This is a genomic window from Deinococcus sp. QL22, assembly GCF_023370075.1.
Taxonomy (GTDB): Bacteria; Deinococcota; Deinococci; order Deinococcales; family Deinococcaceae; genus Deinococcus.
This window is the reverse complement of record NZ_CP097154.1, coordinates 33155-57028: the sequence shown is the minus strand read 5'-3', so window position 1 is coordinate 57028 and position 23874 is coordinate 33155. Positions and strand designations below refer to the sequence as shown.

Below are 23874 nucleotides of genomic sequence, written 5' to 3'. Positions count from 1 at the left end.
AAGTTTCCATCGTGTCCGCACCGTCTCGCTAGTCTATTAGGAAAAGATGTCGTCCTGATGGATGCGGATATGGCCGCCTTGCTAGGCCAGATTTCATCGACAGAAGGAAAGGCGCGGGCCTTAGATCTCTATCAACTTAGGCAATTGACGGAAGATTTAGCGGTGATGCTCAATTCCCTGAATGGGGAATACTTCGATTATTTCCAAGAACTGGAATCTCTGGCTGAAGAAATGCTAACAAGGCATTTTCACAGCAACTCTGTTCAGAATTAAGTTTTCACCAGACCATGTAACCGCCGTCTATCACCAGCGTGTGTCCAGTCACGAAACTGGAGGCGTCGGAGGCCAGATAAACCACAGCGGGGGCAATTTCACGCGGCTCGGCCAAGCGGCCCATTGGAGTCTCGCGCAGCCACACGTCGCTCCATTCGGTAATCGCCAGCCCTTTTTTGGTCAGCGGAGTGGCCGTGTAGCCGGGGGCCACCGCGTTCACGCGCACGCCGCGCCCCGCCCACTCGCCCGCCAAACTGCGGGTCAGGTGAATGACCCCCGCTTTACTGGCGTTGTAGGACGCCTGCGCCTGCGGGTGGTTGGAGATCATGCCGGACATGGAGGCGGTGCTGACGATGCTGCCTGATCCGGCATCCAGCATCTTTTTGCCAAACTCGCGGCAGCACCAGAACACACCGTCCAGATTCACGCGCATCACCGCGTTCCAGTCATCGTCGCTGGCGTCTTCGGCGGGGCCGTTGCGAACAATTCCGGCGTTATTGACCAACACATCCACCCGGCCCAGCCGCTCGGCCAGTGCCCTGACTGCCGCCGAATCGGTGACGTTCAGCACCTCAAAAGTACCGCCGATGCTGGACGCGGCTTCTTCGCCTACCGCCGGATTCATGTCGGCGATGACGACGTTCGCGCCCGCCTCCTTCAGCGCTTTGGCGATTTCAAAGCCGATGCCCTGCGCCGCGCCCGTAACCAGGGCCGTTTTGCCGTCTAATTTAAACAGATCGAGGATGTTGTTAGAAGCGGGAGCTTGAGTCATGTGTTGTCCTTATGTGCGGTTGAGAGAGAGGAACGGTCTCACAGGCTTTGATCAGAGACTTTGAAGACAAGCTTCAGGCTGAACCCGCGCTCACGCTGTCCATGCCCACGCTGGTTTGGCCTCCGGTCTTGGCGGCCAGTTCTTGCAGTGCGCCGAGTGCACCAAGACGCTGCACACGTTCACGACCCACCAAATACGCTGCCCTGAAGCGCTCGCTGCGGGCCAAATCACCAAAGATGTCTTCCAGTTCCAGGAAGGCTCCTGGCTGCTGACTTTCGCGCAGGGCTGCCGCCGTCAGTCGTTCGGCGCGGGGGTCTATCAGGGCAAAGCGCCCTTGGTTGGCCGCTTCTATGTACACGCTCCAGGCTGCCACTACCAGAGCCGAGCGTTCTATTTCGCCGCCCTTTTCCAGTTGCTCGCGGATGACGGGCAGCAGGAACTTGGGGATACGCTCTGAGCCTTCGGCCACCAAACGGTCTAGGGTGTCCTGAATGGCGGGGCTGCCAAAGCGCTCGATCAGCTGGTGGCGGTAGGCGGCGAGGTCAATTCCCGGCACGGCCTGCAAGGTGGGCGTGGCCTCCTGCGCCATGTAGCCCAGCAAAAAGTCTACGAACAGCGGGTTTTGAAGCACTTCATGGGCATAGGTGTAGCCTGCGAGCAGTCCCAGATGACTCATGGCCTGATGCGAGGCGTTCAGCAGCCGCAGCTTCATCAGTTCGTAGGGTTCCACGTCGTCGACCAGATGCACGCCCACCCTTTCCAGCGGAGGCCGCCCCAACGTAAATTTGTCTTCCAGTACCCACTGGGTAAAGGTTTCGGCCAGCACCGGCCACTGGTCTTCTATGCCGTAATCGGCGGCCAATTCCAGCCTGGTCTGCTCGCTGGTCACAGGCGTGATTCGGTCTACCATCGAGTTGGGAAAGGCGACATGCTGCGCCACCCACTCGCCCAGTTCGGCGTCCTTCAGACGGGCGAAGGCGGTAAAGGCGTGCTGGGCCACATGCCCGTTGCCCTGCATGTTGTCGCAGGACATCACAGTAAAGGGGGCAAGGCCAAGCTCACGGCGACGGCGCAGCCCCTCGGTGATGAAACCAAACACCGTTTTGGGCGTCGCGCCCACGCCCAGATCGTGCTGAATGGCCGGACTGGATACTTCAAATTTGCCCGTGACGTTGTTGACGCTGTAGCCGCCTTCGGTAACCGTCAGGGAGACAATTTTGGTGGCTGGGTCAGCCAATTTTGCCAGCACCGCTTCGGGGTCGGCGGGTGCGAACAAAAAGCAGTTGATCGCCCCGATGATACGGGCTTCCGATTGACCGTCAGGCGACACGGTGAGGAGGGTGTACAGGTTGTCTTGGGCGGCAAAAACGGCTTGCATCCGGGCATCGTGGGGCAGCACGCCCACCCCGCAGATGGCCCATTCGTCATGGCCCCCCGCATTGAGCAGGCGGTCTAGATACATGGCCTCGTGCGAGCGGTGAAACCCCCCCACGCCAAAGTGAACGATGCTGGACTGAAGGACTGAAGGATCGTAGCTGGGAACCAGAACGTTGGAACCCAGTGTGTCAAGGGCTGACCTGTTGAGTTTGACCATATGAGGACTCCCAAAATGCAGAAGGTGTTCTTAAAGCGGGGTTGCTCCTCAAAGAGCGCGGCTCTGAAGCGCGTGAAGGCGGTTCAGAGCCTGAAAGGTGCATTCACTTCCCTGAGGTTCTTTTCCCTGGGAGAGAAGTTCGGCGTGGACTGGAGCAACCCCCGTCGCCAGTCCACCGCCGAAAGACTTTACTTCACGGCTCCGAGGCTGAGACCGCGCACGAGTTGACGCTGGGCGACCCAACCGAAGATCAGAACGGGCAACACAGTGAGCGTTGCGGCGGCGCTGAGTTGCGCCCAGAACAGACCCATGCTGGTCTTGAACGAACCGATGTATACGCTCAGCGGCGCGGCGTCCGAGGTAGTCAGGTTCAGCGCAAAGAACACTTCGTTCCATGCAAAGATCAGGCACAACAGCGCGGTAGCCGACACGCCCGGCATGCTCAGTGGCAGCGCGATTCTGAAGAACTCCTGACTGACGCTCGCGCCGTCGATTTTGGCCGCCTCGTAAATCGCATACGGAATCTCGGTGAGGTACGAGTGCATCATCCAGACCACCAGCGGCAAGTTCATGGTGGTGTACATCAGGATCAGGCCCAAACGGGTGTCCAGCAGGCCGAGGCTTTTGTACAGCAGGAACAGCGGCACGATGACGCCTACTGCGGGCATCATCTTGGTGGACAGCATCCACGTGAGGGTGTTCTGGGCGCGTTTGGTGGGGTACACCGCCAGGGCGAAAGCGGCAGGCAGGCCCAGAATGAAGGCCAGAATGGTGCTGCCGATGGCCGCGATCAGGCTGTTGACCAGCGCCGGAAAGTAGCTGGGCAACGCCCGCTGGAAATTGTCGGTAATGGGGCTAAAGGAGAAGACGGGCGGCACCGCGAACGCCTGAGCTTCTGTTTTGAAGGCGGCCATCATCATCCAGACCAGTGGGAACAGGAAGGAAATGGCGATGATGTACGTGATGGTGGTCAGCACGATGTTTTGAATGCGCGTGCGGGCGGCGGCGTTGCTGCGTTTGGTGGGCGGGAGGGTGGTGGGTACGGCAGTCATGGTCAGTCCCCCTTGTTGTGGGCCAGCGTGCGGTTGATCATTCGCAGCAGGTACACCGCCAGAATGTTGGTCAGGATCACGGTCAGCACGCCTGCGGCACTGGCGAGGCCAATGTTGTACTCGGCAAAAGCCTTCTGGTAGATGAAGTAGGGCAGGTTAGTGGTGGCCACGCCCGGCCCGCCCGACGTACTGCCGTAGATTTCGCCGTAGACCTGAAGCAGCGCGATGGTTTCCATCAGCACGACGACCTGAATAGCCTGCGTCCAGTGGGGCAGTACCACGTAGCGGAACTCTTGCCAGGGGCTGGCTCCGTCAAGGCGCACAGCTTCCAGTTGGTCTTCGGGCAGGCTTTGTAGGCCCGTGAGCAAAATCAGCATGGCAAACGGTGTCCATTCCCACGCGATCATGGCAATGACGCTGGCCATCGGGAACTGGGCCAGCCAGTCTACGGGCACGCCGCCCAGCGAACTGACCACCCACGAGAAAAAGCCGAACACGGGGTTCAGCAGCATGTTCTTCCAGACCACAGCCGTCACGATGGGCATAACCAGGAACGAACTGATCATCAGAGTACGCAGCAGGGTGCGGCCCGGAAAATTGCGGTTCAGCAACATGGCGAGCGAGCCGCCGAGGATCAGGGTGACTGCGAGTGTCCCGCCTGCCAGCACCAGCGTATTCAGGACGATTCGCAGGTTGCTGGGATCGGTGAGCAGCGAAATGTAATTGCCGAGTCCAACGAACGGACGGTTGGTAGGATCGACGAGGTTGTACCGGAACAGCGAGTAATACAGCGTCATGAAAAACGGCACCTGAGTGGTGAGAATCAGGTACAGCATGGCGGGCCAGATCAGGGCCGCAGGCGTAAAGCGGAAGCGTTGGCGCGGTGCGGGCGGGCTGGTGGCGGTCAAATTTTGAGCAATAGTCATGCGAGTCACCTTCTAAGCTCAACCTGCCAGTCGACGGCTGAGCAGCACCAGATAGAAGCCGTACAGGATTGAGGCAGTACAGCATTGGAATTAGGGCAATAACTGAACAGTAAGAAGATTATTCTGCTTGAAAATGACAGCATGGGGCGGTTGTCGTCCACCCCATGCGGGCCATCAGTGTTCGGTCTTCATTAACAGCGGGTCAAATTCAGTGTGATTCTTGCTGGATCAGTTCTGCTGGATTACTTCTGGTAGCCGCCGTCTTTGGCGGTCTTGTTGGCGGCGTCCTGCGCCAGCTTGATGGCCTGGTCGATGGTGGTCTGGCCGCTGAGTGCACCCGCGATGTACTGGCCGACGACGGTGCCGAGTGCCTGGAACTCAGGGATCGCGACGAACTGAATGCCGGTGTAGGGCACGGGGTCTTTGGTGGCCTTGTTCACGTCGGCGGTGTTTAAGGCGTTGATGACCAGACCGCTGAAGGCTCCGGCAGCCTTCTTGTAGTTGGCGTTGGCGTAGGTGCTGGCGCGGGTGCCGGGAGGAACGCTGGCCCAGGTGCCCTTGGTCTTGGCGACCAGTGCGATGTACTCCTTGCTCGTGGCCCAGGTGATGAATTTGAAGGCGGCGTCTTCCTGCTTGCTGCTCTTGGGAATGGCGAGGTTCCAGCTCCAGTACCAGTGGTTGCCGCGCGGCGTGCCGGGGCCGACGGGCGCATTGGCAAAGCCCACGCTCTTCACGATCTTGCTGCTGGTGGGATCGCTGAGGAATCCGGCGGCAACGGTGGCGTCGACCCACATTCCGCACTTGCCCTGGCTCATCAGGGTCAGGTTCTCGGTAAAGCCGTTAGAGGTGGCTCCGGGAGGGCCGGACTTCTTCATCAGGTTGACGTAGAAGGTGAGAGCGCTCTTCCAGGCGGGGCTGTTCAGCTGGGCTTGCCAGTTGTTGTCAAACCAGCGTGCGCCGAAGGTGTTGGCCAGCGTGCTGAAGAACGCGGCGTTTTCGCCCCAGCCCGGCAGGCCGCGGAGGCAGATGCCGTACACGCCCGCCGCGGGGTTATGGATTTTGGCGGCAAAGCCCTGCACCTGGTTCCACGTGGGCTGCACGGGCATGGTCAGACCAGCCTTCTTGAACAGGTCTTTGTTGTAATACGTCATAGAGCTTTCAGCGTAAAAGGGTACGGCGTACAGGTTGCCCTTCACGGTCAGAGCGCCGCGCACGCTGGGAAGGATGTCGTTCACGTTGTAGCTCTTGGCAAGGGCCGGGTTCTTGGCGAACAGGGGCGTCAGAGGATCGAGCCAGCCGTTCTTGGCCCAGATCGGCACTTCGTATGCGCCCACAGTCGCCACGTCAAAGCTGCCTGCGCCGCTCGCCACGTCCAGCGTAATCTTCTGGCGCAATTCGTTTTCGGGCAGCACGACCCATTTCACGGTGATGTCGGGATACTTTTTGTTGAATTCCCCGGTTAGGCCCTGCATGGTCACCATGTCGGGGTTGTTGACGGTAGCAATCGTGATGGTGCTGGCCGCCGACGCAGCCGACAGAGCGGCGGCAGTGCCGAGCGAAAGGGCCAAGGTCAGGGAACGCTTGAACGAGAACCGCTTTGAAATCGATTGCATGGGTGAGCCTCCGGGGCGCATGCCGCACAACAGGGCAGCAGGAAGAGGATGAGGCGGCACAGGACTCGGTACACAGGCGCACCGGGCAGACCGGGTGACCGCTTTCACCCAGAACTTTGATTGATGGTCTCGTGACCATTAGTGAACCACACTTCTGGGCGAATGTCCAGCCTTAAGCGTAATCCTTACACCTAGTGCAATGATCTCGTGACCATTGGCATATCATGAGCTGGTTCAGTGAAGTGGTTGATCATCCACTCGTCTGGTCAGAGGAGTCCGTGTGTGCCGCGTCTATCTGGTTGCCGCCCCCAATTGCTGGCCATATCTGGCTGGCCGGGAAACCTAGCCGTGTGTCTCGTGTTTTGCTGCTATGACGCTTAGAATGGCCCGCGTGTCCACCATTCAGGACGTTGCGCGACTTGCGGGCGTCTCCCCTACTACTGCCAAACGTGCCCTGCGTGACGCCGATAAACTTACGCCTGAAACCTTGGCCCGCGTGCAGGCCGCCATAGAAGCCCTGCACTACGAACCCGACCAACGTGCAGGCGGCCTGCGCGGAGGCCAGAGCCAAACGGTGGGCCTGGTGCTGGGCAGCATCATCGAACCCTTTTTTGCCCAGTTTGCCCGTACCGCCGCACACACGCTGAACCGGGCCGGATATACGCTGATCATTACCGAAAACGAATACAGCGCTGCCCGTGAAGTCGAGGAACTGCGCCGCCTGTACGGTCAGCGGGTGGCGGCCATCATGATCCGGGCGGGCTACGGCCCCGAAAGCCGGGAATATCTGGCCCGGATGGTGGCGCGGGGCGTGGTGGTCGTGGAATTCGACTACACCTCGCCCAACAGCCCCTATACCTACGTGATGCTGGACAACGCCGCCGCCGTGTACAGCGCCGTCGCGTACCTGCACAGCCTCGGCCACCGCCGGATTGCCGCGCTGGGCACCTACCATCCCAGCATTCATCCCGAAGAACGCAGTAGGGCGTTCCCCGAGGCCATGAACGCGCACGGCCTGACCGTACCGCCCGAATACCAGCGCGTCACGCTGCTGAACGAAGACACCGCCTACCGCCTGACACACGACCTGATGGGCCTTCCCACACCGCCCACTGCGCTGGTGGCGCTGGCCGGAACACAGGCCGTCGGGGCTTACCGGGCACTCCGCGAACGTGGCCTGCACATTCCGGGCGACGTGAGCCTGCTGACGTTCGATAACTATCCGTGGACAGCGCTGGTCGACCCGCCCATTACCGTCATAGAGCAACCTGTAGAAGCGATGGCCGAGGCGACGGCCCTTAAAATTATTGCCGCCCTAGAAGGCGGCTCGACGGGCCAAAGCATGACGTTTCCCGGCAAAATGATCGAACGGGGCAGTTGCGGGCCACCTCAACTGGCTCAGTCTTTAAAATAAGCGCCACAACCGCAAGCTTGTCAGTCGGTTCCGCCAAAAGCGCCGACCTCGACCTGTCCCTGCTCGCTGTCTTCTTGCTGTACAAGGGCCGGAATAGCCAGCGCGGCCAGCAGCAGCGCGGCGGCGGCGGTGGCCGCCATGGCCCAAAGATTGCCAGTAAACAGCAGCACCAGCGTCAGCACGCTCAGCACACTGGAGCTTCCCATCAGCAGCGAGAGGAAAGTGACCATGATCTGAGTGTGCCGGATCAGCTCGGCTGACAAATGGCGTTGTCATAAAGTCGGTCTTTTGCTGGCCTTCGTCTGATCTGAAGAGTACGGGGGGAGGGCCTGAGTGGGTGACGGCTCACGGCAAAAGCGGGTCGCGGGCTGGCAGAATGCACGCCGGACGCCAGTTCCCCCTCTGCGCCCAAGGACTCTCTGTTGATTACTCCCGAAGACTTGCGCCAGCTTGCTTTTTTTGCCGACCTCGACCCAGCCGGGCACGAGGAATTGGCCCTGGTTGCCGCCGACGTGTGCCTGAACGCAGGCGACTGGCTGATTCAGGAAGGCGACACCGGAGCGTTTTTTGTGTTGCTGGAGGGGCAACTGGAGGTCAGCAAGGAAACGGCGGGGGAAGAGCACGTCATCACCACTTACCTGCCCGGCGAGACGTTTGGAGAGGTGCCGCTGCTGCTGGGGTCAGCGGCAGTGGCGAGCATCCGGGCACGGGAAAATTCGCGGGTCATGCGGCTGGAAGCGCCCGCTTTTCATGCGCTGATGGCCCGTTCGGACGCGGTGGCGTCGCGGGTGCTGAGGAACATGGCGCGGCGGGTGGGTGACCTGCAACGGCTGGCCGTAGAAACGCCGCAAACTGTAACCCTGCTGATTGGGAGCCGCGCCGAACCGGGCTGCTCTGGCCTGCGCGATTTTCTGGCCCGCAATCAGGTGTCGTTTCGGTGGCTTGACCCCGAAGAACCTGCGCTGGCCGTACTGATTCCGCCGGAAGTGGCGCACCTACCCCAGCCTGCCGTGGTGTTGCCGAACGGAGAGGTGCTGACCCGTCCCAGCCTGCGTGAATTGGCCGCACGAGTGGGCCTGCAAGTCAGTCCAGAGCGCTCTGAATACGACGTGGTGATTTTGGGCGGCGGCCCGGCGGGGTTGGCGGCGGCGGTGTACGGCGCGTCCGAGGGGCTGTGTACCCTGCTAATCGAAAAGCACGCCCCCGGTGGGCAAGCAGGCACGTCTTCGCGCATAGAAAACTATCTGGGCTTTCCTACTGGCCTGTCGGGAGACGACCTGAGCGCCCGTGCCCTGCGCCAAGCCCGGCGATTTGGGGCCGAAGTGATAACGACGCGTGAGGCGGTGGCCGTGACGCCCAGCCCGCTACCGGGAAAGGGCTGCCATGTGGTGACTTTAGATGGGGGTGAACAGTTGCAGGCCCGCACCGTGATCGTGTCGACTGGGGTGGAATGGCGGCCCTTGCCGCTGCCAAAAGCCGAGCAACTGAGCGGGCGAGGCGTGTGGTACGGCGCGGCCCGCACCGAAGCGTCCGGCACGCGGGGCAAAGACGTATACCTGATCGGCGGCGGAAACTCGGCGGGGCAGGCGGCCATGCACTTTTCGGGTTATGCCGAGCGCGTGAGCCTGCTGATTCGCGGGCCGAGCCTAGAGGCCAGCATGTCTCAGTATCTGATAGACCAGTTGAGCGGCAAGGCCAATGTGCGCGTCTGCCTAAACTGCGAAGTGACCGCGCTGCACGGCGAAACCCACCTGACAGGCCTGACCGTGCGGCATACCAGACCGCAACCCACTGGCAACCAGAATGAAGCTGAGCAAATTGAAACCGACGCCTTATTCGTGTTTATTGGGGCCGACGCCCGCACCGACTGGCTGCCCACAGAATTGACCCGCGACGAACGCGGTTATGTGCTGACGGGCAGCGCCGTAACTGCCGATCAGTGGCCGCTAGAGCGTGATCCGCTGCTGCTGGAAACCAGCGTGCCGGGCATCTTTGCGGCGGGCGACGTGCGCCACGATTCTATTAAGCGGGTGGCGTCCAGCGTGGGCGAGGGCAGCATGGCAGTGGCCCTGGTTCATCATTATCTGGGGCCGCAAGAGCAGACTTAAAATACACTTATCCGAATTACAGCACCTGAATAAAACCTCTACCGCTTTCACCTTCCCAACTGTTGCCTCGAATTCGCTCACTTCGTTTGGTCAACACAACCAACACTGTCGACACATGCCCTAAAGCGGCCCAACTGGGCGCTATACGGTTCGTTTATCTCTGGCTATTGCACAGGAGGACACCCAATTCACCCGAAGATTAAAGATTTTTCCACGATTCTGGCCATCCCCCACCATGTAGCCCAATCCGAGACGTGTTTCCTGTCCTGTTCACTGCTGACGTTAGCAATACGCACATGTATGTCCGATTGAATACAATTTTTACAGGGCATAAGAACTGAGAAACGCGAGGTAACTCATGGCTGAGGTTGGCTGACCGTGCCAGCATAAATGACCTTGACCATTCGGAGAGAACGCCTTTGAACTCACATGATCGCCACATTTTAGAAGCGATGACGGATGGGTACGTGGCTCTAGACCGGGAGTGGCGCTTTACGTATGTGAACCGGGTCATCGCCAGAGCAACCCGCCGAACGCCCGATCAATTGGTGGGCCGCCGCCTGCCGGACGAGTTCCCTGAGGCTTGGGCACTGATCGAGCGCCACGCGGACGTCCTGTACAGCGGGCAGGGCGTGGCCTTCGACACCGGATATCCGCCGCTGGGCGTGCATTTTCATGTCAAGATTTTTCCCACTTCGGAGGGCATCGAAGTGTTTTTTCAGGATGTCACCTCGTTCCGGCAGGCCCGCCGCAACGCCTCGCGCCTGCTGACGTTAACGGAAGCCCTGAACGCCGCGACCCATCTGGATCAGGTGCTCGATACCGTGCTACGGCACTTGCGTGAAGAAACCTACGGCGTGCTGGTGGCCCTTCACGACCCCGACGAGGACGTCCTGAAGACCCGCTACGAGGTTAATTTTGATCCGGCGCTGGTGCAGCCCTACCTGCGGATGGCGGTAGACAGCCCTGTGCCGATGGCCGACGTGTTCCGCAGTGGCCGCCTGATGATCCTGAGCCGGGCCGAATGTGAAACCCGCTACCCGGACATGCTGATTGACCCACAGACTCAGGAAATTGTGATTCTGCCCCTCCGCAGCAGCGGGCGGGTGCTGGGCAGTATGGCGCTGAGCATGAAGCAGCCCTGGGCCCTAGACCTGCTGACCCGCAGCAAACTGACAGTGGTGGCGGCCCAGTGTGCCAGCGCCATAGAACGCGCCCAACTGTTTGAGGAAGCGCAGCGCAACGAGGGCCGCTACCGCACGCTGCTGGAGACCACCCACGCCGTGATCTGGGAAGCCGATGCCCAGTTGAGGGTCACCCGTCCCCTCAGAACCTGGGAATATTTTACGGGCCAGACCTTCGAGCAGCACCGGGAATTCGGGTATATGGCGGCGGTGCATCCGGACGATCAGGCGGCGGCCAACGAAGAACTGCGGGCCAAAGCCGCGCTGGGCCGTTCTTTTCAGATGAGAGCGCGGCTGCAACACCGCAGCGGCCAATTCCGGGCCACCGAGGTCCAGTGCGTACCCGTTCAGGACGAATTGGGGCAAGTGTGCGGCTGGGTGGGGGCCATTCGGGATGTGTCCGAGCAGGAGCGCCAGAAACGTTGGGAGGACGGCGCTCGGCACCTGTTGGCGCAGTTGGGGCAGGCCTCTGAGGCACAGACCGTTTACCGCAGCGCCCTGAAAGCTGTGGCCGAGCTGGCCGGAACCCCGCACGCCTTGTTGGCTGGTCCGGTGGACTTGGTGGGCACGTTCCGGGTGCTCCATGCCGAGCAAATCCCCAAGTATTTTCTGAGCCAACTCCGCCATTTTCAGGCGGGGCCGGAGTCGGCCATTGGGCGGGCCATCGCGCTGGGCCTTCCCTTCTGGCTGCACGATGAAGTGTCTGCCCTCCCACCCACAGGCGTCCCCGAAACGCCTATCCGGAGCCTGCTCAAAGAAGCAGGGCCTGTGCTGCTCGTACCGCTGAATCATGAGCAACAGCTGACCGCCGTCATCGCGCTGAGTTTTATGGGATATGCGGAACCGAGCGAAGATGTGCTGGAGCATCTGCGCTGGTTACAACCGCAACTTGCTCAGGCCCTGCAACGTGCCCAATTGCTTAGAACACTGGAACGCAGCGAGCGGCAAGCCCAAACCACGTTGCAGTCTTTGGATGAGGGCGTGCTGCTGTTTGATGCGGCGGGACGGGTGGTGGCGGCCAACCCGGCCGCTTATCAACTGAGTGGGCTAGGCGGAGGCCAAGAGGCGGAAACGGGCACGCTGCCCTTCCCATCGGCCTTCGACCCAGCTTGGAATCTGCGCGACCCGGCAGGCCAACTGCTGCCTGTCAGCGCGTACCCGGCAGCGCGGGTCATCACTTCTGGCGACACAGTGCGCGACTCCGTCGTGGAATACATGCGGCCCGATAACCAGGCAATTTTGGTCTCTATCAACGCCGTCCCTCTGGCAGAAGAAGGAGTTTTTCGCGGCGCAGTCGTGTCGTTTGCCGACGTGACCGAGGCTTACCGGATGCGCCAACAGTTGGAGCGCCAAGCCCGCGAAGACGAGTTGACAGGCCTTCCCAACCGCCGGGTGTTCAACTGGTCGCTGGAACAGTTGGCCAGAGAGCCGCACACCACCACCGCCGTGCTGCTGCTGGATATAGACCAGTTCAAGACCGTCAACGACACCTTTGGGCACCATGTCGGAGATTCTCTGCTTCAGGCAGTGGCGCGGCGACTGACCGAAGTATGCAAGGGGCGCGGCACGGTGATCCGGCTGGCGGGCGACGAATTCGGTGTGCTGCTGCCTATTGCCGACGAAACCGAGGCCGACGACATGGCGGCCCTGCTGATAGACCGTCTGGGGAAAACGTTGTCGGTGGCCGACATGGACTTTCAGATCAGTGTGTGCGTGGGCATCTGCATCAGCGCCGACGAGGGCGCGACGGCAAGCGAACTGTACCGCCAGGTGGATTTGGCCCTGCATCAGGCCAAACGGATCGGTGCGGGCAAATGGTGCTTGTTCACGCCTGACCTGTCGGTCACACAGGAGCGGCGGGTCAGGCTGGAACGGCGATTGCGCGCCACATTGCACGCCCAGGCTGCATCTGCCCCACCAATGCAGTGTCAGGGATTGAGTGTGCATTATCAGCCCATCGTTGGCCTTATGGGACGGCAAGCAGTGGCGTTCGAGGCGTTGGCCCGCTGGCACGACGATGAATTGGGCTGGGTCAGCCCGCTGGAATTCATCCGCGTGGCAGAGGAAAGCGGACTGATTCACGAACTGGGTGCGATGGTGCTGCGCTGCGCCTTGCGGCAAGGCAATGCGTGGACACAAGCCTGGAAGGTACCCGTATCCATCAGCGTCAATGTGAGTTCTACCCAGTTGATGCGCCCGGATTTCTTGGACGAGGTGATAGACGCACTGGAATCTACAGGGGCGTCGGCCTCGTGCTTAATTCTTGAAATTACCGAGGCCATCGTTATTCAGGATATGGAACTGGTCAACAGCCGCCTGCAAGCCCTGCGTAACCTCGGCATCCGCATAGCCTTGGATGACTTCGGTACCGGCTTTTCCAGCCTGGCGGTTCTGGGTACCCTCCCCATCGACGTGCTGAAAGTAGACCGCCTGTTCGTCAAAGGAGTGGCGCAGAATACGCGGCGTCAGGCGCTTCTGGCAGCCGTCATCCTGCTGGGACACCGCCTGAGTATTACCGTGGTGGCCGAGGGCGTTGAGGAAATTTCGGAACTGGAAGTGCTGCAAATCCTGGGATGCACCTACGTTCAGGGCTACCTGTTTGCGCGTCCTCTGCCCGCGGCACAGATCAAAGGCGTGGTGTACCCAGCGTTTGCAGAGCAGGCCGTCCTCCAAACCACCGGGCCAAGCCAGGGCTGATCACCGGGGCAGTCAAGGACAATGCTTCAGGAACGGTTCTTATCGTTGGACACCGCTGCCTCAGTTTGGCTGCTCTCGTGGGCCAATCCCATCGGATCAATCACTTCCAGCACCTCACGCCGCAGCGAAACGGTTTGGCTCTGATCGACGACCCGGCTTTCTTTCCAAATTTGCACGTCCAGCGAGGGGAAGACTTCTTTTTGTATGGTGGCCCGTTCTTCCAGCAGCAGGACTTCGTGGGTACGGCCCGGCTCTAGGGCTACCCCGTCAATCAGCACTTCGCCTGCGCCGGGCGCAATCGTAATCTCCAGCTTCTCGGTGCGCAGCATTACGGGCACCAACTCTTGCCTTTCGGTCACCACTTTATTGATGGTCACAGAGCCGTACACCTCGCGCACCACGTCTATCCGGGCACGTTCCTCGTGCAGAGTCAGGTGATTCAGGTGAACTTTTAAAGACCGCTGCTGCTCACCCAACTCGGAAGAGACCAGTAGCTCGGCAGCATTGCTAGAGGTTGTGTTGCTGGAGGTCGTGCCCCCTGTGCCTGTGTTGCTCAGGCTTGTACTGGCCGGAGTTGGAGGAGATTGCCCCACCAAAGAGGGCACGGCGGCATCTTTTGTTGTGGGATCACGTGGGTCAGTCATGAGGGGCCTCGCAGTCCAGCATAAAATGCAAAGTTGGGAACGGAAAACCCGGAGCAGAGCGGATACTTTCCACGCTGCTCCGAGGGACGGTCATCCTTCTGCGGAAATGTCAGTGGTCAGCCTGACCTCAGACCTTCCGGTTGGTACTGTTCATCTCAGTGGACATTTCGGAGGTGGTTTCGGTCATCGTCGTGCCACCCTGGTCAATGCGGACTTCCCCAGTTTTGGTCACGTCAAGTACTTCGCGGCCTACGGTTTCGGTCACGACTTGACTGTCGGTCACGGTGCGTTTGCCAATTTCAACTTCTTCTACCACGTAAGCTTCCTTGCCCACATTGGCGCGCTCGGCTTCCAGATCCACGCGCATCGTGGTTTGGCCTTCACCCAACACGGCCCCAGTCACGGCCTGCCCATCGGTGACGGTGTGGCGCTCAATAATCACTTCTTCGCGCTCCAGAGCCACGTTCACTTGCTGCTCGCGGGTTTCTACGTGCTTGCCGATCTCTACACTGCCCGCTTGGAAACGGTCTTTATTGACCACCAGACGCTCTTCCAAGAGTTGCAGGCGCTCGGGCGTGCGGTAGGCAGTGTCCCGGTAGGCAGAGCGGGCGGTTTCATCTACGGCCGTGGTCTTGTCGGCTCCCAAGAGAACGCGCTCGTCGGACTCATACGACTCGTCGGCATACATTTCGCCGTAGCGGTACTCGCCCAGATCGCGGGCCTGCTCGCGGGTCAGGTTGTCAAAGTACACACCGTCATCGCTAATCCGGGCATGGCCTACAGGAATCAGCACTTCTTTGGAGGAAAACCAGCCGCCCACATCAGCGATAAGGTAGCGCAGCTTGCCGCTAGAGGGATCAACGAGTGCATCACGAATAGTGCCGATCTTCTCGCCATTCGTACCGTAGGCGACGCTGCCATTAGGCAAGTACACGCCTTCGCCGGTCAGGGCGTCGCCGTGCGTGCGGGTCAGTTCGGAAAGCAGTGCAAGTTGGGGCTGTGTCATGGGAAAACCTCCAGTGAGGGGAAGGGGGAATACACGTAGTCCTGAATGTCTGGTCTTACACGAAAACCATCGTTCCCTGTGTTCATGCCGTCTATCAGGGTCAGGAGCAAGTGTAATCAGGCTACATTGCCATCCTGCTGAGTGTTTTCTCAATGCTTACCGGGGTTTGTCTTGGGTTAAGGTTTATGTCGGCCCCAACAAGCCCACAAAAGCAGCCTTTGCATATTTTTATTAGCTTAGATTGAGCTTGCTTCAATCGCTACTCATAAAAAACTTAACTAGACGATACGAGATCGCTAAGTCTTCATTCGTTATCAGGCTAAGTTTCTGTAGAACTGTTTCCATGCTTTGCACGTGATACTCAATTTGTTTAAGGTCGAGCTGTTAAACGATGAGCTGAGTACGGTTCATTGAAAATTCAAGCTTAAACGACCCCCAGGTCAGCACACCACTTCGCGGCAATAAAACAGCCCCGCTCTACATTGAGAATGAGCAGAGCGGGGAGAATATGATTTTTAATCCAACAGCCGAACTCTTACCGTCCGGTGCGGCCCAACAGATCTACCAAACGGTCTACCTGCGCTTTTTGGGCGGCTTCCAGTGCAGCTACGGCTTCTTTTTGCAGGGCCTTCCATGCTTCTAAAGTACGGGCGGTGGAATGCATGACTGCGGCGCTGACGGTGAAGTGTAGCCCCGGCGAACGGCGCATGCTGGCTTCTACCGCTTCGCCGCGTGCGCCCAGTACCGCGCCCAAAATGCCTTTTTCTTCGGCCCGGCGCTGAAGTTCCCGGCGCAGGGCCCGGTCTTTAATGCGCTCTACAACTTCCCAGGCAGCGTCTTGCACAAGGTCGCGGCCCAGCGCAGCACGGAAAGCTTCGACCCACAGGTCATCGCCGCGCCGCCCAGTCCGGAAGTGCAGCCCGCCCGTGTGGGCCGTCCACTGGCTTTCAAAGTCGCGCCCATCTTCGACCAGCACACGAATCTGGCGGGTTCCGGCCTCCAAGGCAAAGCGGTGGCCTTCGGGCAGCACGGGCCAACTGCTCAGGCCATCGGCGTCTAAGGCCTGCATGGTGGCGTAAGCCGAGGCCAACACTTCGGGCGCGTCTTGTGCGCTGCCCACGCGTGCGCCGTCGGCATACAGCCCCAGCGTACCGCCTTCTTCGGTGCGGACTTCGTGCTGCACGTGGCGCAGGCCCAATCCCCACGCCTCATGCGCCCGCGTCAGGGCGGCGCTGAGTTCGGCAGGATTAACGGCCTCACGCACGTCTAGATTCAGGTCAGGCAGGGCAGTTCGGAGCAGGGCTTGCAGGGCCATCCGCGCCCCGGTTTCGGCATCCTGAGCCATCTGCGCGGCGTCTGGTGCGGCTGTTTTCTTCATCTTGCTGGCTTGCGTCACGGGTGTCCTCCGGGCATGTTCTGGTGGGCGAGGCGGCCCTCAGTTGTGGTGGCTAGGTGAATTGCTAAGCAGTATCTGAGTGGTGTTCTTGCGGGGAGTTTAGCCCATTGTGCAGCGGCGTTTTACAAGCTTCACTCCCGCCAGTACAGGCTTATTCTATCCTATTCATGCGAGTAAAAACAGAAGTCAAGCCTTCAATATGTTCATAACAGATTTTAAAGGGTCGCCAATGGGTCGGTCACGCCGCCCGCCGTTACACCTGAGCTTCTTTTTGCCAGCAGAGAGGTTGTCCGTCTCGACATCACACTGATATTTTAGGTTGCTTGCATTCTGATGGGCGAGGCACGAGGCCCGGAGCCCAGATGCGTTTTCCAGCTGAGCCTGTCTTACGGCCCCGGCAGGTGCTTAGGCCTCTTTCGCCTCGGCCCGCGCAGTATCCCGCCCAGTCCCTGGTATGCTGCGCAGCACGCTCAAAATCAGCAGTGTTCCGGCCACCGACAGCAGTGCGCCCATCAGGAAGGCTGCGCCGGGAAAACCGCCACTGACCCCAGCGGCATACACGGCGGTGGCGACAATCGGCCCAACGACGGCCACCAAGCTATTGAGGCTGGTGATCGCGCCCTGCACACGGCCCTGTTCGGTTTCGCTGACCTGCCGGGAAATGAGGCCCTGAATGGCGGGGCCAGCCAGTCCGCCCACAGCCCCCATGACCAGTGAGGCGTACAGGAGCGCGCCGCTGCGGGCCACACTAAGCAGCAAAAATTCAAAAATAGAGGCAATCAGGCCCGTGATGATGGTGCGCCGGTCTCCGAAGCGGGCGATGAATGGCCCGATCAGGCCGCCCTGCACCGCCGCCGTGAGCAGGCCAAAAAAGGCCAGTGCCAGGCCGTTTTGCCCCGGACTCCAACTCAGCACTTTTTCGGTGTACAGCACCCACGTACTGAAAATGACCTGCCCGGCGAGACCCAGCACCACGAAGGTCAGCGCGAGGCTCCGCAAAATGGGGTACTCGCCCAGCGCCTTCAGGGGCAATAGCGGGTTCAGGTCGCTGCGTTTCATGGCCTTGGCGCGGGCGCTGGCAGGCAACGATTCTGGCAGAACAAACAGGCCGTACAATACGTTTAGCCCAGTCAGGGCCGCCGCCACCAAAAAGGGCACGCGCAACCCGTACTCGCCGAGCAACCCGCCCAACGCTGGGCCGAGAATGAAACCTACGCCGAAGGTGGCCCCCAGCAATCCAAAGTTCTTGGCGCGGTCTTCGGGCGGCGACACATCGGCAATGTAGGCATTGGCAACCGTCAGACTTGCACCCGTGATGCCTGCCAGAATGCGGCCCACGAACAACCAGGTCAAGTTGGGAGCAAACGCCAGCAGCAGGTAATCCAGTCCCATGCCCAACAACGCGAACAGAATCACAGGCCGCCGCCCGAAGCGGTCACTCAGGGCACCCAGAATCGGCGCGAAAATAAACTGCATGACCGCGTAGGCCGCCGTCAGCAGGCCGATGGTGCGGGCACCCGCGACCTCTGACCCAGCCAGTTCCTTGACCAAGCCCGGCAGCACCGGAATGATCAGTCCAATGCCAATGATGTCGATGAGAGCGGTGAGCAGAATGAAAATCATGGCGGCAGGACGGGAACGCATTGGGGCCAGTGTAATCCCCGCCTGGAGTGGGAAGGTTCAGCCATGTGGCGTATCGTTTGCCGTTGTCTTCTGGGGCATGTAGTCCAGCTGCCCAGCGACCCAGCTGAGCAACGGCCAGTTGGGAAGGCGTTTTGTCGGGCTTGCAGAGAATGCAGAGAATGTGGGTGGTTGGGCAAGGCGGTGCTTGCTCGCTTTCCGAAATGAAATACACAACCCCAGCCAAATCCACTGCGTTTGGTCTTGGCCCAACGAGATCAAGACCATTCAGAGTCCTTATTCCCCAGACTCGCGTTGCCCGCTTGGTCGCAAGAGAACCGTGGTTGTCCTTAAACTGGCTCCGCCTCGGTAGTCTGAAGCGCCTCGCGGAAGCTCGTTCCAGTCGTGGCCCTCACCTGTTCCAGCGTCGCTCCGGGCATGAGTTCGGTCAGCGTCAGGTCGCCATTCACGAACTCGAACACGGCCTTGTCCGTGATGATCATATCCACCGCGCCCGATGTGGTCAGCGGCAGGGTGCAGCGCGGCACGATTTTGGGTGTGCCGTCAGGGTCGGTGTGGGTCATCAGGATAATCAGGCGTCCTGCCCCGCCCGCCAAATCCATCGCGCCGCCCACACCCAGCAGCGGTTTACCCGGTACAGCCCAATTTGCCAGATTACCCGCCGCGTCCACCTGCAGGCCGCCCATTACAGCAATATCGACATGCCCGCCCCGGATCATGCCGAAGCTGGCCGCCGAATCAAAGTAACTGGCCCCCGGCAGGGCAGTCACGGGAATCTTGCCTGCATTCACTGGATAATCCATCGCGCCGCCGTCCTGAGGGGCTGGCCCCACGCCCAGCATGCCGTTTTCGGTGTGCAGATTCACGGCGTGTGCGGGCGTGATTAGGTCGGCCACCAGAGTTGGAATGCCGATACCGAGGTTCACCACCGCGCCGGGCCGCAATTCCTGAAGGGCGCGGCGGGCCATGTTCAGGCGGGCTGCGTCCACCCGTTTGGCCCCGCCCCGCACATCGGCGCTGCTGCCCAAGTCGGCCAAGGTCAGGTGTGCCTGCACCAGATAATCCACGTACAGGCCGGGCGTATGCACGTGTTCGGGCGCGATGTGCCCCACCTCTACGATTTCTTCCACTTCTGCAATCACGAGGTCGGCAGCCGTCGCCATACCCGCATTGAAATTCTGCTCGGTCAGGCGGTACTGCAGGTTGCCTGCCGTATCGGCCCGCCAAGCCCGAATAAACGCCACATTGCCGCGCAGGGCCGGCACAAACACCATCTCGCGCCCGTTCAGCATCTTCGTTTCAGCGCCCCCGGCAATCAGGGTTCCAGCAGCAGTGGGGGTATAGAAACCGCCCAGACCTGCTCCGCCCGCCCGGATCGCTTCCGCCAGCGTGCCCTGCGGCATCAATTCCACTTCTAGCGTGCCCGCCATATGCGCCTTCACCGCTTCCGGGTTAGAGGTGAAATACGAGCCGATAGCCTTCCTCAGTTGTCCGTTGCGGAGCAGTAAACCTCCACTGAGACCCGGCTCGGACACGTTGTTGGCGATATAGGTCAGGTCGCCTGTGTCCGTTTCGGCCAGCGCATGTATCAGATGCACCGGGTTTCCAGTCATGCCAAAGCCGCCCACCAAGAGTCGGTCTCCGGACTTGACCAGCGCCGCCGCCCCTTGTGCGGAGATGATCGGTACAGTTTTCATGCCTCCACCTGATTTGCTTCAACTCGCTCGATCAGGGCCGCTTCGCCCTGGCCGACGCCGACGCACAGGGTCGCCAAACCGTAGCGTCCGCCCCGCGCCTGCAGTTCATGCGTGAGGGCCACCACCAACCGCGCTCCACTCATGCCCAACGGGTGGCCGAGTGCGATGCCGCCGCCGTTCACATTCACCCGCTCCCCATCCAGTCCCAATTCCCGAATACATGCCAGAGCTTGAGCGGCAAAGGCCTCATTCAGTTCGATCAGGTCTATTTGGTTCAGGTCGACGCCTGTGCGAGAGAGCAGTTTGCGGGTCGCCGGAATCGGCCCCAATCCCATCACACGGGGGTCGACACCTGCCGAGGCCGCACCCACCCAGCGGGCCAGCGGCGTAATGCCCAGTTCACGCGCTTTGCCCGCACTCATCAGCACCAGTGCCGCCGCGCCGTCGTTCAGGCCGCTGGCGTTGCCCGCCGTGACTGTGCCGCCCTTGCGAAACGCGGGTTTCAGTCCGGCAAGGGTTGCCGCGTCGGTGGCAAGCGTGAATCCATCCCCATCACGCTTGTAGCGGGGATGCTCGTCGGTATCGAACACCGTCACGCCTTTCTTGCCCTTCACCTCAATCGGCACGATCTGGCTCTCGAATGCGCCCGAGTGCAGCGCGGCCACCGTGCGGCGCTGAGATTCCAGCGCGAAGGCGTCCTGATCTTCCCGTGTGATTTCGCTGAAGGAATATTCTCCAGCGCGGCTGCGCTCCACGATGTTTTCCGCCGTCTCGCCCATCGCCTCCAGCGGAAACAGGGCTTCCATCGCCGGATTGGGAAAGCGCCAGCCGAGGGTGGAATCGAAGACGGTCACATTGCCATTGGCAAACGCCTGCCCACCTTTGGGCATCACGAGGGGCGCACGGGTCATGCTTTCCACGCCGCCTGCCACGTACACGTCGCCGTCGCCGTTGCGGATGGCGCGGGCCGCTGTATTGATGGCACTCAGACCCGACGCACACAGCCTGTTCACGGTCAGGCCCGCCACCGATTCGGGCAGACCCGCCAACAATGCGGCCATTCTCGCCACGTTGCGGTTGTCTTCGCCCGCCTGATTGGCACAGCCCAAGATCACTTCTTCGATCTGGGCGGGGTCAATTCCAGCCTGCTGCACGGCGGCCCGGATCACGCTGGCGGCGAGGTCGTCGGGCCGCACGGTAGACAAACTGCCGCGAATGGCCCCGATGGGCGAGCGCACGGCAGACACGATGACCACGTCACGGTCAGATAAAAGGGGAGGCAGGGGGAGGGATGGGGTCATGGCGTTCTCCTGTGCCGGGCGTCCGCGAGGCCGAGCAGTCTATCGATCAGCGCGTCGTTGACGCCCAGATAGTGGTCTTCGTGTAAGGCAGCCCAGTCTAACGGTGCGTTGGTGCAAAGCCGCAGGGCCTCGGTCAATGGCTGTCCGTCTTGGCGGGCCAGGGCGACGGCGCGGCGCACAGTAGCTTTGGCTGCAGCTTGTCCCACATGTGCCGCCAGCGCAAACATCAGGGCTTGGGCCCATCATCAGGCCGCCCGACGCCTCTACGTTGGCCCGCATCCAGGCCGCATCGACCTGAAGGGCTTGAGTTCTGGTCGCCCAAAGCGGAATGACGGCGCTCACGGCTGTAGAACACTTGAATCCCTGCAAACCACAGCGTCCGGGTGACAAGACAGGCTCCTTGAGGCCTATCCAGCTTCAGTAAGAGCAGGCTTGCCAGGGTCTGATCTGTCCGCTGTTGCTGCTTCTCATCGCTTAGGTTTACAGCTCACTCTGTCGTTCTATTCCCGACTCTAAGCCGCGTCAGTGCTTTAGCTGTTCAACAGGGCGGCTTCGGCAGTTTTGAGGGCCGCGTCCACGGTGGCCCGGATCAGTCGCGGGTCGGCCAACGTATCGCCGGGCTGGTGATAATTGGCGTCGAGGCCCCGGTGAAAAAACAGCGTCGGAATGCCTGCCTGTGCAAACGGCACCTGATCACTGCCGCCCTCTTGGCGTGGCGAGCCTGAAATTTGTGCGGCCTGCTGAGCCAACTGCACCAACCGGCCCTCCCCAGTCACATTGAGTGGCGTGGCATTCACACCAATCATGTCAAAGTTGAACATTGCTTTCAGGCTCCCAATCACGGCGGGGTTGTCTTTGACGAACACCCGCGAGCCGCGCAGTCCGTCTTCTTCTCCGTCGAAGAGCACAAAGTAGCTGCGGGCGGCCAATGGTGTATTCGCCACCCGCCGGGCAATGTCGACCACAGCCACGCTTCCGGACAAGTTGTCGTTGGCTCCGGGGGCCAGCGCCACCGAGTCCATATGCCCCCCAAAAAGGATGTCGGGGCGGGTCACACCTGATTTGAAGGCCACCACGTTCACGCCGCGCACCTCGCCGTCCCGCACGCGCACCCCTAGCGTCACCTGCTGGCCGCCCCGCAACGCGGCGTCTGCCGTGCTGGGCACCGTCAGCGCCGGAAGCGCCACCCGTTCTCCCAACTGGCCCTGCAAGGCTGTGGCTTCGTTGTTGACGACAATGAGGCCTGCAGCGCCCGCTGCAAGGGCATTGTTGGCTTTTTGCACAAAAGAAATCTGTCCGCGCTGCACCACTGCTACCTGGCCGCGCACGTTTACGGCCTTAAAATCCTCGGGGGTGCCTGCACCGGGAATCCGGACGATTCGCGCCGTGACTTCTCCCCCAGTACTGCCTTGCAGCGCCCGGCCAGCCAGGGACTCAGCGCCCACGCCCACATCAGAGCCGAGGTCGTCGAAGCGGGGATAGGTAAATACCTCGCGGCGAGTCGTGTAGCCTAGCGCCCGAAACTGCGCTTCAAAGTATGTCCGGGCCTGTTCGTTGGGGGCGCTGCCCGTCACTCGGGGGCCGAACGGCAACACCGTGCGGAGATCGTCCTCAATGGTTGCCAGGGCGCTGGAAGCCAGCATCAGCACGCCCAGCCAGGCGCAGCGTTTCCAAGGGTGCATGCCTTCAGAAGAGCACGCCTTGGGCCGCGCAACTTTGCCGCCGGTTACGGTTGGCCCTCTGGAGGTCGCCGCTATTTGTTGAATACACCGAGCAGCGGAAGACAGCAGAACCGGCGTCGCAGCGGGAACGGTGAGGCCCCGGTGTCTTTCCGGAAAATTGGGATGTGAGTAGCGAGGGCCAGCCGTGTACCGCCTGCTGTGGGGCGAGTATTGGCTGACAAGGCATCTCTTCAAGATGCACCTCTCAAAACGGGTCAAAAGTTGCGATCAAGGTTCTCAGTGCTCAGAAAAACCTTTGGGGACTTACGCCCCCTCGCTGCTAGCGGCAGCACAGGAAAACGCAGCAAATGTTGTTCTACACGCAGCTCGAAGACCCAGACCCTGCTTGACTCCCGCTTTTATTGAGGCATCAAGTTTTCTGGGGTGAGTGTGTTGGGCCATGTCGTGGTCTTGGCGTTGTGCCAGAAGGTCACTAGGCCTTCTAACTGGGTCAGGAAGCCTTCAAAACTGACCGCTTTGGGCAGATAGGCACTGGCATGAAGCGCGTAGGCCCGCCGCAAATCGTCATCTGCCATAGACGTGGTCAACATCAACACCGGCAGATTTTTAAGGGTTGGATGTCCCTTGATCTTCTCCAACACCGCGAGGCCGTTCATGCCAGGCATATTGATGTCCAGCAGCACCAGATCGGGCAGCAGCGTGTCAGCGGCCATCAAGACATGGAGCGCTTCTATTCCACTGGGCATGGTGACCAATGTGCAGGGTTGCTTCAGAAGTGCAAAAGCCTCTTCTGCCAGGGCCCGGTCAAGAGGATTGTCATCGATGAGCATGACCCGTAAAGGCCGTTTCACCGCTTCCGCCTTGAGGCTGCGCC

At 60.6% G+C, this 23874-nt stretch carries 19 protein-coding genes; 4 read left to right on the top strand and 15 right to left on the bottom strand.

Annotated elements, in window-relative coordinates:
• Positions 1-57: 57 nt before the first annotated feature.
• Positions 58-273, top strand: coding sequence for a hypothetical protein (locus M1R55_RS26740; protein WP_249396288.1), 216 nt, complete (start codon positions 58-60; stop codon positions 271-273).
• Between the two features lie 4 nt (positions 274-277).
• Here M1R55_RS26740 and M1R55_RS26735 read toward each other — a convergent pair whose 3' ends face one another.
• The 5 genes from M1R55_RS26735 to M1R55_RS26715 all read right to left on the bottom strand — a co-directional run bounded on the left by M1R55_RS26735 (position 278) and on the right by M1R55_RS26715 (position 6230).
• Positions 278-1045 carry an SDR family NAD(P)-dependent oxidoreductase gene (locus M1R55_RS26735; protein ID WP_249396287.1) on the bottom strand — a complete coding sequence of 256 codons (768 nt, stop codon included), beginning with the start codon at positions 1043-1045 and terminating at the stop codon, positions 278-280.
• 73 nt (positions 1046-1118) lie between these two features.
• On the bottom strand, positions 1119-2639 hold the full coding sequence (locus M1R55_RS26730; RefSeq protein WP_249396286.1) for a mannitol dehydrogenase family protein: 1521 nt from the start codon (positions 2637-2639) through the stop codon (positions 1119-1121).
• Positions 2640-2827: 188 nt separating this feature from the next.
• Positions 2828-3691: a carbohydrate ABC transporter permease gene (locus M1R55_RS26725; RefSeq protein ID WP_249396285.1), complete on the bottom strand. Its 864-nt coding sequence runs from the start codon at positions 3689-3691 to the stop codon at positions 2828-2830.
• Between the two features lie 2 nt (positions 3692-3693).
• Positions 3694-4617 carry a carbohydrate ABC transporter permease gene (locus M1R55_RS26720; RefSeq protein WP_249396284.1) on the bottom strand — a complete coding sequence of 308 codons (924 nt, stop codon included), beginning with the start codon at positions 4615-4617 and terminating at the stop codon, positions 3694-3696.
• Between the two features lie 242 nt (positions 4618-4859).
• Positions 4860-6230, bottom strand: coding sequence for a sugar ABC transporter substrate-binding protein (locus tag M1R55_RS26715; RefSeq protein ID WP_249396283.1), 1371 nt, complete (start codon positions 6228-6230; stop codon positions 4860-4862).
• 382 nt (positions 6231-6612) lie between these two features.
• Between M1R55_RS26715 and M1R55_RS26710 the strand changes: the two genes are divergently transcribed.
• Positions 6613-7644 carry a LacI family DNA-binding transcriptional regulator gene (locus tag M1R55_RS26710; RefSeq protein WP_249396360.1) on the top strand — a complete coding sequence of 344 codons (1032 nt, stop codon included), beginning with the start codon at positions 6613-6615 and terminating at the stop codon, positions 7642-7644.
• 20 nt (positions 7645-7664) lie between these two features.
• On the opposite strand, the gene M1R55_RS26705 is transcribed toward M1R55_RS26710, so the two are convergent.
• Positions 7665-7874: a hypothetical protein gene (locus M1R55_RS26705; protein ID WP_249396282.1), complete on the bottom strand. Its 210-nt coding sequence runs from the start codon at positions 7872-7874 to the stop codon at positions 7665-7667.
• A gap of 192 nt (positions 7875-8066) precedes the next feature.
• Here M1R55_RS26705 and M1R55_RS26700 point away from each other — a divergent pair, with 192 nt between their 5' ends.
• Positions 8067-9752, top strand: coding sequence for an FAD-dependent oxidoreductase (locus M1R55_RS26700; protein ID WP_249396281.1), 1686 nt, complete (start codon positions 8067-8069; stop codon positions 9750-9752).
• 419 nt (positions 9753-10171) lie between these two features.
• On the top strand, positions 10172-13633 hold the full coding sequence (locus M1R55_RS26695) for an EAL domain-containing protein (RefSeq protein ID WP_249396280.1): 3462 nt from the start codon (positions 10172-10174) through the stop codon (positions 13631-13633).
• Between the two features lie 26 nt (positions 13634-13659).
• On the opposite strand, the gene M1R55_RS26690 is transcribed toward M1R55_RS26695, so the two are convergent.
• From M1R55_RS26690 to M1R55_RS26650, 9 genes are all read right to left on the bottom strand, one after another.
• Entirely contained in the window at positions 13660-14277 is a 618-nt protein-coding gene (locus M1R55_RS26690) for a YsnF/AvaK domain-containing protein (RefSeq protein WP_249396279.1), read from the bottom strand.
• Between the two features lie 127 nt (positions 14278-14404).
• Positions 14405-15283, bottom strand: a complete 879-nt coding sequence (locus M1R55_RS26685; RefSeq protein WP_249396278.1) for a DUF2382 domain-containing protein — start codon at positions 15281-15283, stop codon at positions 14405-14407.
• 535 nt (positions 15284-15818) lie between these two features.
• Positions 15819-16679 carry a DNA repair protein gene (locus M1R55_RS26680; protein WP_249396277.1) on the bottom strand — a complete coding sequence of 287 codons (861 nt, stop codon included), beginning with the start codon at positions 16677-16679 and terminating at the stop codon, positions 15819-15821.
• A 405-nt stretch (positions 16680-17084) separates the two neighbouring features.
• Positions 17085-18323, bottom strand: coding sequence for a TCR/Tet family MFS transporter (locus M1R55_RS26675; RefSeq protein WP_249396276.1), 1239 nt, complete (start codon positions 18321-18323; stop codon positions 17085-17087).
• A gap of 326 nt (positions 18324-18649) precedes the next feature.
• Entirely contained in the window at positions 18650-20017 is a 1368-nt protein-coding gene (locus tag M1R55_RS26670) for a 3-oxoacid CoA-transferase (RefSeq protein ID WP_249396275.1), read from the bottom strand.
• Positions 20014-21318, bottom strand: a complete 1305-nt coding sequence (locus M1R55_RS26665; protein ID WP_249396274.1) for a thiolase family protein — start codon at positions 21316-21318, stop codon at positions 20014-20016. Before M1R55_RS26665 ends, M1R55_RS26670 begins: the two co-directional genes overlap by 4 nt.
• A complete protein-coding gene (locus M1R55_RS26660) occupies positions 21315-21524 on the bottom strand; it encodes a hypothetical protein (RefSeq protein ID WP_249396273.1) in 210 nt (69 codons plus the stop codon). Before M1R55_RS26660 ends, M1R55_RS26665 begins: the two co-directional genes overlap by 4 nt.
• Positions 21525-21848: 324 nt before the next feature.
• Entirely contained in the window at positions 21849-23000 is a 1152-nt protein-coding gene (locus M1R55_RS26655) for a M28 family peptidase (RefSeq protein ID WP_249396272.1), read from the bottom strand.
• Between the two features lie 398 nt (positions 23001-23398).
• A complete protein-coding gene (locus M1R55_RS26650; protein WP_249396271.1) occupies positions 23399-23851 on the bottom strand; it encodes a response regulator in 453 nt (150 codons plus the stop codon).
• Positions 23852-23874 lie beyond the last annotated feature (23 nt).